The sequence below is a fragment of the Paenibacillus sp. 1011MAR3C5 genome (assembly GCF_003591485.1).
Taxonomy (GTDB): Bacteria; Bacillota; Bacilli; order Paenibacillales; family Paenibacillaceae; genus Pristimantibacillus.
The window spans coordinates 209,560-224,442 of record NZ_QZCF01000003.1; the positions used below are offsets into that span (position 1 = coordinate 209,560).

Genomic DNA, 14,883 nt, shown 5'->3' on the forward strand with positions numbered 1-14,883 from the left:
AATGGAAAATCATAACAATGCAGGTGACAACATGAATATATTATTAAAAGTTAATGATTTATCCGTTTCCTTCTATTCGCGTGACAAGGAAGTAGAGGCTGTCCGCAGCGTCAGCTTCGATGTGAAGGAAGGAGAGACGCTGGGCATCGTAGGCGAGTCCGGGAGCGGCAAGAGCGTGACCGCCCGCACTATTATGCGTTTGCTGCCCTCGCCGCCATCTATGGTAAAGGGCGGAGAGGTTTACTTTAAAGGACAGAATCTGGCCGACAAGTCGGATGCCGAGATGGAGGCGATCCGCGGCAGAGATATCGGCATGATCTTTCAAGACCCGATGTCCTCGCTTAATCCGACTATGAGGATCGGCAATCAGATCGAGGAGAGCTTGATCAAGCACCGCAAGCTGGGTAAGGCCGAGGCGCGGAAGCAAGCGATCGAGATGCTGAAGCTGGTCGGCATTACGAACCCGGAGTCGCGCTACTATCAATATCCGCATGAGTTCTCCGGCGGCATGCGCCAACGGGTTATGATTGCGATCGCTCTGGCATGCAGACCGGCCCTCTTGATTGCCGATGAGCCGACGACAGCGCTGGATGTGACGATACAAGCCCAAATTCTTCAACAGATGAAGGATATCCAGAATCAGCTTGGCACATCCATTATCTTGATTACGCATGACCTTGGCGTGGTGGCGGGGATGTGTGACCGCGTAGTCGTCATGAAGGAAGGCGAGATCGTGGAGACGGGGACGACGGAGGAGATCTTCTCCAATCCGCAGCATCCTTATACGCTCAGATTGCTGAACGCGCTCCCTCGTCTGGACGAGAAGAAGAAGCCTAAGGCGGTGCCAAGCTTTATCCATCAGGAGGATGACGTGCCGCTACTGCAGGTCCGTTCGCTGAAGCAGCATTTTGATTTGGGCAAGGGCCAGATCGTCAAAGCAGTCAACAATATCACCTTCGATATTCAGGCAGGGGAGACGCTTGGCGTTGTAGGCGAGTCCGGCAGCGGCAAGTCTACGACTGGCAGAACGATTCTTCGGCTTCACGAGGCGACTGGCGGCGAGGTGCTCTTCCGGGGCATTCCGCTCCATCAATTGAACCGGAACGAGATGAAGAAGATGCGGCGCCATATGGGGATTATCTTCCAGGACCCGTATGCTTCGCTTAATCCACGGCTTCGCGTCATCGATATTATTGGCGAAGCGCTGGACGTACACGGCATGTCCACGGGCAAGGCACAGCGGCAGAAGCGAGTGGAGGAGCTGCTGGAGATGGTCGGCCTGAACGCCTCTCATGCGCTTCGTTACCCGCATGAATTCTCCGGCGGCCAGCGCCAGCGGATCGGCATTGCGCGGACGCTTGCCGTCGAGCCGGAGTTCATTATTTGCGACGAACCGCTATCGGCGCTGGACGTCTCGATTCAGGCTCAAATCGTGAAGCTGCTGGAGGAGCTTCAGCAGCGACTGGGATTAACGTATCTGTTCATTGCGCATGACCTGTCGATGGTGAAGCATATTAGCGACCGGGTTGCGGTCATGTATCGTGGCAAGATTGTAGAGCTGGCGGAGAGCGAGGAGCTGTATGCCAATCCGCTTCACGACTATACCAAGTCGCTGCTGTCCGCCATACCCGTACCGGACCCGAAAGTGGAGTCGCAGAAGACGCTGATCCTGAATGCCGAAGCATCCAAAGCCGATCCTTACGGACTGGAGCGCTCTGAATTTGTAGAAGTAACAAAGGGACATTGGGTAGCTGTTGCAAACGGCTAAGCGATATGGGGCCTGTCCCAATAGGTGAAATAGTTGTGCCACACACCACTAATTGCACCAATTGGGCAGAAACATGAAGATAGCGGTGTAGAGCAACGTTAACTGCTTGAACTGCCCTATAAGATAAAATAGTAGTGCCACACAGCAACTGGCATCAAAGAACAGTTTCAGACTGCAATCGGTCTGGAACTGTTTGTATGTCCGCGGACAGTAACAGTCGGGCAAGCTGGCAATCTATCCTTTGAAAAGGAATCCCTGAACAAGAAATAATAGAATAATCTCCCTGCCCATGATGAACATAACCCGTGTCTAGTCTAGCGACTTATGGTATGATTTAGGAGAGAAGTCTCTGGTGCAAATATGCTAGTGTAGGATTCGTTTCGAAAGGGCCGTGTTCATATGTTGAGACGTATAGACAGCTCCCGTACCAGACGCAGCACGCTGTTTATTGCATGCATTATCATAGTGGCATTGATCAGCGCCTCGGAGCAGCTTCAATTGATTTACGGAATCACATTTGCTTTTACGAATATTATGCTTCTCCTGCTTATTCGTCTCTTCGGCCTTCGCATCGGCCTAGCCGCCGGGGTCGTCACTTACAGCTCTGCTGTACTTCTTTTCAATGCGCCTCTCTATATGGTCATCTTCCTGGTGGAAGCCTGCTGGATTGGGATCTGGCAGCGCAGGAAGCAGGTTCCCGTCCTTGTGCCCGGGATAGCCTTCTGGATCATACTGGGCACGCCACTTACACTGCTGGGCTGTTATTTGTCCGGTCCTTTCTCCACGACTGAATTTATCCTTCTGCTGGCTGTTACAGCAGCCAACGGCATGTTCAATGCGCTCATATCGGAAATATTGGTCGATTATCTGCCGCTTCGAAGATGGCTTAATCTCGATGTGGACAAGCATAAGCCGATCCCGTTCAGCCGGGCGTTATTTCACTTGTCGATTACGATTGTTGCCTTGCCGTTTCTGGTCATTATGATCATCAGCGGCTGGAACTCCTATCATTCTTCTACGAACACGACACTCCAGACCGTCAGCAATACCGCTTCCAGCATATCCGATGAGCTCTCGCAGTGGAACGATGACGATATATTGGGTGTCCGACTCCATAATGTGATACAGATTGGCTATTTGAACGAAATCATTAATCGGCATACCTCCCAGAAGCTGTTCGATATTTCGATGAAGGGCGAGCACGACAACTTGCTGGCAACCACATCGCTGAAGAAGGAAGATGACCATCAGAAGGTGGCTACCGTACAGCCAATCGCGGACAACTTCGGCATCGAGATGCCGCAGCAGCAGAACATTATGCTTATGCCTACCGAGCAATGGCGGGATGCTAATTATGTCTATCGGCTCCAGCTGGACAATGTGCCAGTCACCATTGCGGTAAGTGTGCCGGTAGAGACGTTCAAGGAGCAGATCTTCCTTGAATATATCTATCATTTGTTATACACCCTTGGCAGCGTGCTTGTGGCAGGGATATTGGCCTATGGCATCAATCGTTGGCTAAGCCGCGGTCTGCGTCAGCTTGCCGGCTCCACGACGAATCTGCCGATCAAGCTGAAGACAGGCGTGCCGCTGGAGTGGCCCAATAGCGGAATACTGGAAATCGACTCGCTTGTTCACAACTTCAAGGATATGTCCACGAATTTATCGTTGATGCTTCAGGATGCCGAGCGGATGAATCAACAGCTGCGCAATTCGGAAGAGCAGCTTCACCTCATGGCTTACTTTGATAATTTGACCGGACTGCCGAATCGCCATCACTTCCAGCAGACGCTGGAGGCCATGCTGGCCGATTCCAGTCAGAGCGGCCAGAAGTTCGCCGTCATGTTTGTAGACTTGAACCGGTTCAAGCAGATTAACGACTCGCTGGGACATGCGACAGGCGATGTTCTCTTGCAAGCGGTAGCAAGCCGTTTTACCGATATTGCAGAGGATAATTGCCATGTGTTCAGGCTGGGCGGAGACGAATTCGTATTCGTGCTCCATTACGTTGACCCTTCGTCCCCTGTCGAGCTTGCGGAGCGGATATGCTCTTGCTTTAATATGCCATTCGAGTTGAATGAATCGGTTATCTATACGACGACAAGCGTTGGCATCAGCCTGTATCCGGAGAATGGCTCTACAATCGATGATATCGTGAAGAAAGCGGATATGGCGATGTACAAGGCCAAGGAGCAGGGAAGAAGCAGCTACCATTTCTTCGATCATGAAATGGAGCAATCCATGAACGATAAGATGCATCTGGAGAATGGGATACGGCGGGCGCTGGAGAACAAGCAGTTTTTCCTGGTGTATCAGCCGAAGGTATGCCCGAATACGGGGGCAACGATTGGGTTCGAGGCGCTAGTGCGCTGGGAGCATCATGAGATCGGACTTATTCCTCCCGCCAGGTTTATTCCGCTGGCAGAAGCCTCGGGCATGATTCTGGATATCGACATGTGGGTGTTCAGGGAGGCATGCCGACAAGCGAAAAAATGGCAGGAGCGAGGATTCCCGTTGTTGCCGGTCTCAATAAATTTGTCGGCCAAGCATTTTGACCAGCGTAATCTGGTTGAAGGCATTGTCGATATATTAAGAGAGACGCGAATCGATCCTCATATGGTCGTCATCGAGATTACGGAGAGCGTCTTTATTCGTCAGATGGATAGTGTCATTGACATGCTGTCTGAGCTTCGGGGGCTTGGCATTCAAATATCGATTGACGATTTCGGCACAGGATATTCGTCGTTAAGCCAGCTGCAGCGTCTGCCGGTCTCAATCGTAAAGCTGGATCGCACGTTCATTAAGGATGCCGAGCACGACGCGCGCAAGTCAGCCGTCGTACGGGCGGTGATCGAGCTGGCACACAGCATGGGGCTGAGAGTTGTGGCAGAGGGCATAGAGACAGAGGAGGAAAGAACCTTCTTTGCAGGGCTGCATTGTGATGAATTGCAAGGTTATTATTTCAGCAAGCCGCTTCGCAGCGAGCAATTCGAGCGTTACATCCGGAACGAAATGCGCAGCTTACCTTTTCAGAGACGAGGGGCGGAAGGATGAGAAATATATTGATCGTTTTTGCGATTCTAATTGCGCTGACGGCTTGTGATCAGGCTGTAGTAGCTCCGGAGGATGCTGTGGACCGCCTGAGAGCGACGCCTATCCATATGTCCAAGGACCCGGTAGAGCTTGAGTTCTGGTCCTATTATGGTGGATGGGAGCCTATAGTTGAAGCGTTCCAGATCAAACATCCTAACGTGAAGGTGCATGTGAAGATCTTTTCGAATGACACCTATGTTAACGCTTACCAGCAGGCGATGGCAGACGGGAAGACGCCGGATGTCATGATAGCCGACAGCGAGCACTTTGGACAGTTCAGCGCGATTACGGGTCTTGAGAATCTGCTGGATTATGGCGCTGGCCAGTATGAAGACGACTTCAGCGAAAGTCTATGGAATAGCAATCTGTCGTTCGACCGCAGCTCTTTGATCGGGCTTCCATCGGGCAGCTCGCCGATGGTGACGTATTATCGCGCAGACATTCTGGAGGCGCACGGCTTTCCGTCAGAGCCAGACGAGCTTGGCTTGTATATGGAGAATCCGGAGAATTGGCTCAGTATCGCGCGCGCGCTGAAAGAAAGCAACAGCTATATTACGGCTTGGCCGATGGATATCATACAGATATACGACAGCTCGCAGCCGATGTTCGTGGACAATATGGAATTCGGGCGAAATACGGACGCGACCCGGAAGGCGATCGAACTGGCGAAGACCGTTTATAATGAAGGCCTCTTATCATCAACGGACATATGGACACAGTTTGGCTCGCAAGCGGTTAAGAATGGCAAGTCCGCTATGCTGTATATGGGAACATGGGCAGCCAATCAGATTGAGCTATGGGCGCCGGAGACAGCCGGATTATGGAGGCAGACGCGCCTGCCGTTCAATCTATACGGCTGGGTCAACAGTTCAAGCTTCATGCTGCCGTCGTCAGCTGCCAATAAGCAATGGGCATATACCTTTATTGAATATTGCGTGACGGAATGGAGCATGAAGGCGATTAAGAGCAACAGCGTGCCGTCGTATTACCCGGCAAGAGGACAAGCAGAGCGCCTGATGAGCAAGAGTGAATTTTTTGGCGGACAAAATCTGTACGCTTTGAATGAAACGCTGGCCAAGCAAATGGAGGAGACGGTACCGACACCGATCGATGTACCGGCCAAGGCGATATGGTCCAAAGTGATCAATCTGGGGATTGAGCGCGAGCGGAATGCAGACGCGATCATCAAAGAAGCGGAGAAGGAAATTAGAGGAACGCTCGGAAGAGAGATCAACATCTTAAAAGCGTATTTGGCCGAACAGAAGAAGAAGGAAGTTGCCCTTCGGTAATACAGGGAATGTAGAGCCGAATGAAACCAAACGGCTGGCAGAAGCGTATAACAATGTATACTAATGGATGGAATGGGGAGGCAATGGATATGAGTATTTTTCAGCGGTTATTCAGAGTAGGCAAGGCAAATGTCAATGCGGCGATCGATAAAATGGAAGATCCGGTGAAAATGATCGACCAAGTGCTGCGTGAGCTGGACGAAGACATTGAGAAGGTAACGGCTGCCGTTACTTCGCAGATTGCGGTGGAGAAGCGGTTCGAGCGCGAGCTTCAGGAAGCGACTGAGATCGTCGGCAAGCGCGACCAGCAGGCCCGTCAAGCGCTGGCAAGCGGCAATGAGACACTAGCGCGCGATGCGCTGGCAGACAAGAAGCGCCATTCGGAAAAGCGCGACACGCTTCAAGTGAACTATGACCGTGCGAAAGCGACGGCGGATAAGCTGCGTGCACAGCTGAAGGAAATGAAGACCAAGGTTCAAGAGATGAAGACGCAGCGCAGCTCGCTGATCGCCCAGGCCGAAGCGGCCAAAGCGCAAGAGCGCATCAATAAGACGATGAGCGGCGTCGGTGTGGACAATCTGGGTGCGACATTCACTCGCATGGAAGAGAGAATCAAGCAAATGCATGATCAGGCAGACGCCGCATACGAGCTTGCCAACGAAGGCAAGTCGCTCGACGATAAGTTCGATCAGCTCGAGAAGGATGCGAAGCATACCGAAATCGACGACGAGCTTGCGGCGCTGAAAGCGGAGATCGAGGGACAGAAGTCCTAAGGGATCAGGGATGCATAGAATTAGAAAAGCCCGGCGTACGCCGGGCTTTTTGTTGTGGTTGTAAGGATAAGGTATAAGTTCTTATGTAGCAGATGCGAGCTTCTGTATCCACTCCCTTGCGCCGTAAGCCATAGAATGGCTCTGTACCCTTGGCGCCTCAATGGAGCAGCACTTCCGCAGTTCGGGAAGCGCCTGGGCTTCCAGTGCGGACATGGCCGCATCCATATATCCTTTGTACGTCGGCGTGCTGCCGCCGATGACCAGCACATCCGGATTGTACAGATGAATCAGGTTCGCCAGAGAATAGCCCAGATAAGTTCCGGCTTTGTGCACCGTGTCCAAGGCAGCCGCATCATTCTGTTCCAGCAGCTGACGGATTGTTGCGCTGTCCACGCCAGCTTGATTCGTGATCGCGTAACCGCTTGCGAGCAGATCTAATGGTTTCGGCTCTCCGTCCACTGACATGACCATATAGCCGAATTCGCCGCTCCAGCCTTTTGCGCCTAGCAATAGATTTCCTTTCACAACGACCCCGGATGCAATAAAAGTGTCAATCATGACGACGGCGACGGTATCGCGGTCCGTGTGGTGTGCTGCTTCTGCCAAAGTAGCCGCTTTCACATCGTTGATGAAGGCGACTGGCAGGTTCGCTGCGGTAGCGAATTGACCGGCTGTGACCCCATTCAGGGCAGGAACGACATGGCTCAGTTCTACCCTGTCATGTCCGACGACAAGCCCTGGCATCCCCATACCGATTCCCTTCGGCGAATAAGGCAAGCGTTGGACGAACAGCTCAACCTCTCGTTGCAAGTGTGCCAGCTCGCACTCCTTGCCTGTTGGGACCGAATGTTTCAGCAAGCCTTCTGGCGTGTCTGCGAGCAGGACCATATGGTCCCCGTCAATCTCGATGCCTACATAAGGATTCATTCTTATAACTCCTCCTAAACTTGCGAAGCTAGAAATCATTCGAATAACATGCTACCATATATAAGTTATATTTGGCAATTTGTTCTACATCCATTAGGAAGTGCTGCTATGAATCTATCCCCGGCCGGGAGCTTGGGCAAAAAACTATGGTAATAGGATTGGTGATTATGATTAAAAAATGGCTAAGCATTGAGCGGGTTTTTCTGCTCGCCGCTATCGTTGCAGTTATCGTGCTTTTATTCGCAAGGACGTTCGTTGGTGTCGCGGATAACGGTGATTTTCTCCGCATTATGGGATCTATCGGATTAAACTATTATGATGCTAATGAAACGTATGAGGACCGGTTTTTCCGCTTTGCTCATGCGAATTTCGCATATGATGAATTTTTCCGCGGCTTCTACCTCACGTCGCAGTTGATCTTGGTAGCCTTGGCCAGAGGCATCGCCAAGCTCTTCAACGGCGAAGCCTTTGATATCCGGGTGCTTGGCGCTATGTACGCAGGTTTGCTTATTACGGCAAGTTATTTGCTGATCAAATTTAACAAAACCAGGTCTATCGTAACGGGAATTGCGCTGGCAGCGCTCATCCTGTTTGTCTTTTTTGATATCGCTTATCTGGCTTACTTCAATTCCTTGTACGGGGAGCCGACATCGCTAGTATTTCTGCTGCTGACGCTGGCATTCGGACTGATGCTGACGCGGCAATCGGAGCCTTCGCGAGCTGTGCTGGTTCTGTTTTTTGTATCGGCGTTGCTGCTAGTGTGCTCGAAGACGCAGAACGCGCCGGTCGGCGTCGGCTTTGCGCTGCTTGGCCTGCGCTATGCTACGCTCAAGAGAGAGAAGGCATGGCGCAAGCTTGGCTTGTCCCTGTCGGCGCTTACTCTAATCGTATCGGCAGCCATGTATATCGCGGCTCCCAAGGACTTCAAAAATATCAATATGTATCAAACGGTATTTTTTGGCGTGCTGAAGGATACCCCCGACGTAGAGGGAGATTTGAAGGAACTTGGCCTCCCGGCTCATTTGTCCGTGCTGGCGGGCACGAACTATTTTCAAGCGGATACGGCTATCAAGCAGAACGATCCGTCTCTGAATGCTGACTTCTACGAACGCATCTCGCATGCGGATGTATTATGGTTCTATCTTAAGCATCCAGGCAGGCTCATCGGCAATATGGAGTACGCTGCGGAGAACGGCATGATGATCCGCCCGTATTATTTGGGCAATTACGAGAAGAGCGAGGGCAAGCCTCCCGGTGCGCTGTCGTTCCAATATAGCGGCTGGAGCGAATTCAAAAAAAGTGTGCTGCCGAATCAGCTATGGTTTATCGCTGCGGTATTTCTGGTCTACTTCGCGGCAGCCGCATGGGAATGGCTAAGAAGCGCGGACCGGAAGCGCCGTGCCGGAGTCGAACTGTTGATTCTGCTTGGCTTGACGGGAGTATTCAGCTTCCTGATTCCAATTGTCGGAGACGGACAAGCCGATATGGGCAAGCATCTGTTCCTGTTCAATGCAATTTTCGACATGATGCTGGTGACGGGAGCGGTGTGGGTCGTCTATCAGATCAGCTCGAGAATGGGGAGGAGAGGCGGGGTATAAGCCAAAGTGAATCGGATACGTAGGAAGGAATACAGCCCTGCAGAGGGCCAGTATTCCTTTTTTTCTTTCCCGGCAACATCCTTTGGAAAATATGAAACTTTGCGAATCAAACTAACACTTTTTTGAAAATCGCTTTTCCCCTACGATGAAGAGGATCATACGATCATTCTACCGGATAGGAGAGTTGATATAGGATGACGCAAATTGCTCGCAAAAATAGATGGATACGCGCTGTTCTAGCCACGATTCTGTTCCCGCTTACGCTGTTCCAAGCGGCCGCGTCACGGTACACACAGCGCACCTGCAAGCCGGCAGGCAGGCTGGTCGACATTGGCAAGCGGAAGCTGCATACCCGTGTGACAGGAGAAGGGGGACCTACCGTTATTCTGGAGGCTGGCATGGGCGGCTGTTCCATCGGCTGGTCACTGGTCCAGCAAGAGCTGTCCCAGCATGCCACTGTTTTATCCTACGATCGGGCAGGCTTCGGCTGGAGCCCGCAGCCAATGGGCGAGCCGACATGCCAGGCTTATGTCGATGACTTGAAGCGCCTGCTGGAGGCTCTTGAGTTGAAGCCGCCTTACTTGCTCGTCGGCCATTCGTTCGGGGGCATGATCGTAAGATTATTCGCGTCCCGGTATCCGGATGATGTGCTGGGCATTGTGCTTGTCGATGCCGCGCATGAGTGCCGCTTTCTTTCTTCCCAGCGAAGCGAGTCCAGGACCAAAGTGAGGCATGCCAACGAACGCCTGTACAAGTGGGGATACCGCCTGTCTCCACTCGGTATCCCGCGCCTGCTGAGGAAGCATATTGGCCATAACGGGCTTCCGGCTCATCTGCAAGCTGCGGCTGTATCGGTGGGCTACAGGAGCCACGCGTATCAAGCGGCTTACGAGGAGTTCCTTCATATGGAGCAAAGCGCCATGCAATTGAAGGAGGCGCCGCCGGTTTATTCCGGTATGCCTGTCCTGGTATTGACTGCCGGCAAGCAAAGCGAGGAATGGAAGCAGGATCAGCAGCCGCTCTTGTTCTTGTCGAACAGGGTGAAGCATACGATTGTCGAGGATAGCTGGCACTCCATTCAAATTTATAGGCCGGAAGCCGTGACGGAAGCGGCGCTGGAGCTGTTGTATATAAAAGAAGGCTGGCCGGAATAATGCCTCCGGACGGACGAATATAGGCTGATTCAGCCTGCTTTTAAGGAATATTGTCGGAATTTCTGTAAAAATTTCAATTTTTAATATACGGATGGGAGAGTCATACGGTACAATAGTGCCAAATGACGATTAGGAGGATGGGCATGGATCCGAAAAGCAATCATGCTTTTACCGAAGTAACAGACTCTCTCAAGCAAGTGGAACGGAACAAGCTGTTAACCCTGCTCAAGAACCCGCTGGAGAGCTTGCAGCTGACAGCGAAGGAATGGATTTACGGTGCATTGGGACTGGCGGTATCATTCGTAGGTTATTTGATTTGGGTGTTAATACTGGGGAACAAAATTACCGGGCTGCTCTACAGCGCAATACCTTTTGGCGGATTGTTTGCGCCTAATTCGCTTTCATTTGCGATATTCAGCCGCATGTTCCTGCTGGGCTTGCTGTCGCTCGTTGCGCTGCTCGCGGCATTATGGCTGGCAGGATGGTGGAGAAGCGGAGCACAGCCGGCATGGAAGCTCTTTGCGATTCGAATTGGCGGCATTCAGTACATAACAGGAGCGGGCTTTCTGCTGTCCGGCATATTGTCATTCCACTTCACGCTGTCGATGATGGCGCTGGCGATTACGCTGTTATCCACTCTGGCGCTTTCCCTGCAAGGAGGGCTCGTAGCGAGCGGAGTCAGCAAGGAGAAGACGGCTTCATATTTGATTGCGGGCATCACGCTTTATCTTGTGTTGGCGGGCGTATTCGCCAAGCTGATTCTATAACGGCATAAGCTTTCCTTGTTCCATAAGTTTCCTTAATCCTTCTACATTGTAGAAGGATTTTTTTATTTCATCCTGTTAACGGCATCCATCTAAGGGCAGCAAAACGCCCCGTATTCATAAGTTGAACGCAAAGTCTCGATGGCCTGTAAGCCATCCTAAAGTGGATGTTTTTGTCCCTAATTGTGGAAATATCCACCTATTCGACCTAAGTAAGCGCTTCTATAATGAAGAGGCAACATCATCAAAAGTAGTTATGGGAGGGTCAAGAAGATGATGAAGGGACTTAAGTTACTGCTGGTTCTCGCGCTTGGCTTCACGCTTGTACTCGCCGGTTGCTCTGGTAATGGAAGCAAGAACGATCCGAAGCCAAGCAACGGGGAAAGCACCAATAACGGCAACAAAGAATCACCCGGACCGGATAAGGTGGAGCCCTTCACCGTATCGCTCCGTCACATCCAGATCGGCGACGCACAGAAATTCCGCAAGGCGTTGCTTGACGATGTCGTCAAGAAAACCGAGGAAGAAATTCCCGGTCTGAAATTCGAGCTGGATGCTGTCGAAGACCAGGTTAACCGCTACACTAAGCTGCCGGCAGAAATGGCGGCAGGCAATCCGCCCGTTATATTCGACTTGTTCGGCGGCATGGGAGACGCTCAGAAGTACGCAATGGCTGGACGCCTGCTGGAGCTGACGCCGATTCTCGATGAGCTGGGCATCAAAGACAAGTTTCTGAACCTTGGCCAATTTATGGTGGGGGACAAAATATACGGCCTCCCAATCGGCGGCAATAACGAAGGTATTTTCTATAATAAGAAGCTGTTCGCAGAGCATGGCATTGCGGCACCAACGACGCTAGAGGAGCTGGAGGCAGCAGCAGCCAAGCTGAAGGAAGCGGGCGTTACCCCGTTTGCGATGGGCTCGCAGGCGGCATGGGTACCTAACATGCTTGTGAATACGTTGATTGGCCGTTATGCGGGCCATGATCTTGTGGAGCGCATTTCAGACGGCTCCCTAAAGTTCAACTCGCCAGAGATTGTAGCCGCTTACTCGAAATATGATGAATGGGTTAAAGCGGGGTACTTCACGAAAGGCGAGCTGGGCCTCAGCTATGACCAGATGCTGAACGAATTCCTCAACAGCAAAGCAGGCATGCTGTTCGATGGCAGCTGGCGCTCGTCCGCATTCAGGAATGAAGAGCTGACCAAGAATATTACGCCGGATGACGTGGGCTATGTTCCATTCCCGGCTGTTCCTGGAGGCAAAGGCGATCAGACGTATGTGAACGGGAATTACGGCAATGGCTACGGCTTCTCAGCAACTCTGGATGACAATGAGCTGAAGGCGGTCAAGGCGTTTATCAAAAACCTGTACAATGACGACATGCAGCTTCGGGGATTGCTGGAAGACGGCGTGTTGCCGGCAATGAAGCTTTCATCCGAAGTGATGAGCACGGTAGAAGATCCGGTCGTGAAGCAGGTGCTGGACGTAGCAGCAGCCTCTGGCGGCGCCTTCTCCCACTTTGAGATTAGTATCCCGTCGAAGGTGTATACCGAGACAGAGACTCAGCTCCAGGCTATTATTGCAGGCCAAGCAACGGCCCAGCAGGCGGGTGATGCTATTCAGAAAATACTTGACGCGGAGGCCGGCAAGTAAGGGCGCACATGAACCGAAAGAAGGCGCAGCCCGCTCCCTGTGGGCTGCGTCTTCTTCCTGCGCATTGTGGAATTCCTCTTGCAACCGGTACAAACGGCTATACCTTGTAGGAAGGAGAGAGGATCGAAGATGAGAAGCGCCTTGAAAAATCCGTATATCTATGCCTTATTCGTCATTCCGACGATCGGCATGTACTTCCTCTTCACGATTTATCCTATGCTTTCATCAGCTTATTACGCGTTTACGGATTGGGATGGCCTGAACGCGCCGAAGTATATCGGATTTCATAATTTCACTACAGCTCTGCAAGATCCTTATTTCCAAAATTCAATCGTCAACAATATGTATTTCATCTTTTTCTCCGTATTCGTACAGGTTCCCATCATTATTTTCTTCGCCATTCTGATCGGAAGCGTGAAACGGCTGCAAGGGTTTTACAAAACAACGGTGTTTGTGCCTGCGATTCTATCGACAGCTGTCATCGGCATTCTATGGCAATTCATTTATAACCCGGAGGCCGGCATTGTGAACAAGTTTCTAGGCTTGTTCGGCATCGATACGATCTATTGGCTGGCGGATATGCGATTCGCACTATGGGCCATTCTCATTACGAATGCCTGGCAGTGGATGGGCTTCTATATCGTGTTGGTATTAGCCGCCATATTGGCTATTCCCCGAGAATTGAATGAGGCGGCAGAGATCGATGGAGCCGGAGGTTTCCAGAGGGCGATTCGCATCACCGTTCCGCTCATCAAGCCCATTATTTCCGTTATTGTCATGCTGTCAATCGCAGGGGCGATGAGAGTAGTAGATATTGTGCTTGTCATGACAAAAGGAGGACCTGTAAGCTCGACCGAGGTTATGGCTTCTTACATGGTCAACCGAGCAATTCGCTATGGCGAATACGGCTACGGCACCTCTCTTGCGCTGCTGATTTTTGTGATCGCGCTTATATTAACCGCCCTGTATCAACTGACCTTTGGCCGCACGAAGGAAGAGGTGACTTACTGATGCTGCTCGCTAAGGCAAGAAGAACGCTGCCGCATATCATCCTCATGATCTATGTTGCGGCTGTGCTGGTCCCATTTGTCTTTGTGGTCTTCTCTTCCCTTAAGGACAACAACATCGATATTGCGGAGAATCCATTCGGCTTCCCGACAGAACTGGTATTCCAAAACTATATAGATGCATGGGTATCGGCAAAAATCAGCACGTACTTCTTCAATAGCGCGTATCTGTCGCTGACTTCGGGCGCAGCGGGCGTCATCCTATCGGCTGCGACGGCGTTTGCCCTGACCCGCATGAAGCTGGTTCGTACGAGTAAACTGATCTATCAGGCTGTATTGATTGGCATGCTTATACCGAGCAATGTATTGTTTATTGCGCAATATATTCTGGTATCCGATCTGGGGCTGCTTAATACGCACTGGTCGTTGTTCTTGCCCTACACAGCAGGAGCGCTTCCAATCAGCGTACTGCTGATCGCCGCATTCATGAAAGCGATACCGGGCGAGCTGGAGGAAGCGGCCATTATGGATGGGCTCGGGTCGATCGGTTTATTTTTCCGAATCATTATGCCCGTCACGATTCCGGCGCTCGTTACCGTATTTATTGTGAATTTTCTCGGCGTATGGAACGAATACCTATTGTCCAACTTTTTTATCAGCAAGGACGCGCTTCGTACATTGCCTACGGGCATGGTTGGCTTCCGGGACGCGTATCAGACGAATTATGCCTATATATGCGCGGGCATCGTGTTCAGCGTATTGCCTGTCCTTATTCTGTATGCATTCCTGCAAGACAAGATTATTGAAGGCATCACAGCCGGAAGCGTGAAGGGCTAGGGGCCAGGGCGGGAGGA

11 protein-coding genes are annotated in these 14,883 nt (G+C 51.5%); 10 read left to right on the forward strand and 1 reads right to left on the reverse strand.

What is annotated here, in order from left to right:
* The first annotated feature begins 31 nt into the window (after positions 1-31).
* The 4 genes from D3P07_RS27780 (at position 32) to D3P07_RS10715 (ending at position 6,923) form a co-directional block, all read left to right on the forward strand.
* Positions 32-1,768, forward strand: a complete 1,737-nt coding sequence (locus tag D3P07_RS27780) for an ABC transporter ATP-binding protein (RefSeq protein WP_310732549.1) — start codon at positions 32-34, stop codon at positions 1,766-1,768.
* Positions 1,769-2,167: 399 nt separating this feature from the next.
* Positions 2,168-4,822 (forward strand): putative bifunctional diguanylate cyclase/phosphodiesterase, encoded by a 2,655-nt coding sequence (locus D3P07_RS10705; protein ID WP_119800219.1) that lies wholly within the window; start codon positions 2,168-2,170, stop codon positions 4,820-4,822.
* Entirely contained in the window at positions 4,819-6,150 is a 1,332-nt protein-coding gene (locus D3P07_RS10710; protein WP_119800220.1) for an ABC transporter substrate-binding protein, read from the forward strand. The genes D3P07_RS10705 and D3P07_RS10710 overlap by 4 nt, the downstream gene beginning before the upstream one ends.
* Before the next feature lie 89 nt (positions 6,151-6,239).
* Entirely contained in the window at positions 6,240-6,923 is a 684-nt protein-coding gene (locus D3P07_RS10715) for a PspA/IM30 family protein (protein WP_119800221.1), read from the forward strand.
* 81 nt (positions 6,924-7,004) lie between these two features.
* Here D3P07_RS10715 and D3P07_RS10720 read toward each other — a convergent pair whose 3' ends face one another.
* A complete protein-coding gene (locus D3P07_RS10720) occupies positions 7,005-7,850 on the reverse strand; it encodes an ROK family protein (RefSeq protein WP_182914263.1) in 846 nt (281 codons plus the stop codon).
* Between the two features lie 167 nt (positions 7,851-8,017).
* Between D3P07_RS10720 and wsfD the strand changes: the two genes are divergently transcribed.
* The 6 genes from wsfD (at position 8,018) to D3P07_RS10750 (ending at position 14,866) form a co-directional block, all read left to right on the forward strand.
* Positions 8,018-9,448, forward strand: coding sequence for a glycan biosynthesis hexose transferase WsfD (gene wsfD, locus D3P07_RS10725; RefSeq protein WP_147384505.1), 1,431 nt, complete (start codon positions 8,018-8,020; stop codon positions 9,446-9,448).
* A 194-nt stretch (positions 9,449-9,642) separates the two neighbouring features.
* On the forward strand, positions 9,643-10,602 hold the full coding sequence (locus D3P07_RS10730; protein WP_119800224.1) for an alpha/beta fold hydrolase: 960 nt from the start codon (positions 9,643-9,645) through the stop codon (positions 10,600-10,602).
* 143 nt (positions 10,603-10,745) lie between these two features.
* Entirely contained in the window at positions 10,746-11,369 is a 624-nt protein-coding gene (locus D3P07_RS10735; protein ID WP_119800225.1) for a hypothetical protein, read from the forward strand.
* A 270-nt stretch (positions 11,370-11,639) separates the two neighbouring features.
* Entirely contained in the window at positions 11,640-13,022 is a 1,383-nt protein-coding gene (locus tag D3P07_RS10740; protein ID WP_119800226.1) for an extracellular solute-binding protein, read from the forward strand.
* A 129-nt stretch (positions 13,023-13,151) separates the two neighbouring features.
* The gene (locus D3P07_RS10745) at positions 13,152-14,033 is read left to right on the forward strand and encodes a carbohydrate ABC transporter permease (protein WP_119800227.1); all 882 of its coding nucleotides are present in this window, start codon (positions 13,152-13,154) and stop codon (positions 14,031-14,033) included.
* Positions 14,033-14,866 (forward strand): carbohydrate ABC transporter permease, encoded by an 834-nt coding sequence (locus D3P07_RS10750; RefSeq protein ID WP_119800228.1) that lies wholly within the window; start codon positions 14,033-14,035, stop codon positions 14,864-14,866. Before D3P07_RS10745 ends, D3P07_RS10750 begins: the two co-directional genes overlap by 1 nt.
* The last annotated feature ends 17 nt before the right edge of the window (positions 14,867-14,883 follow it).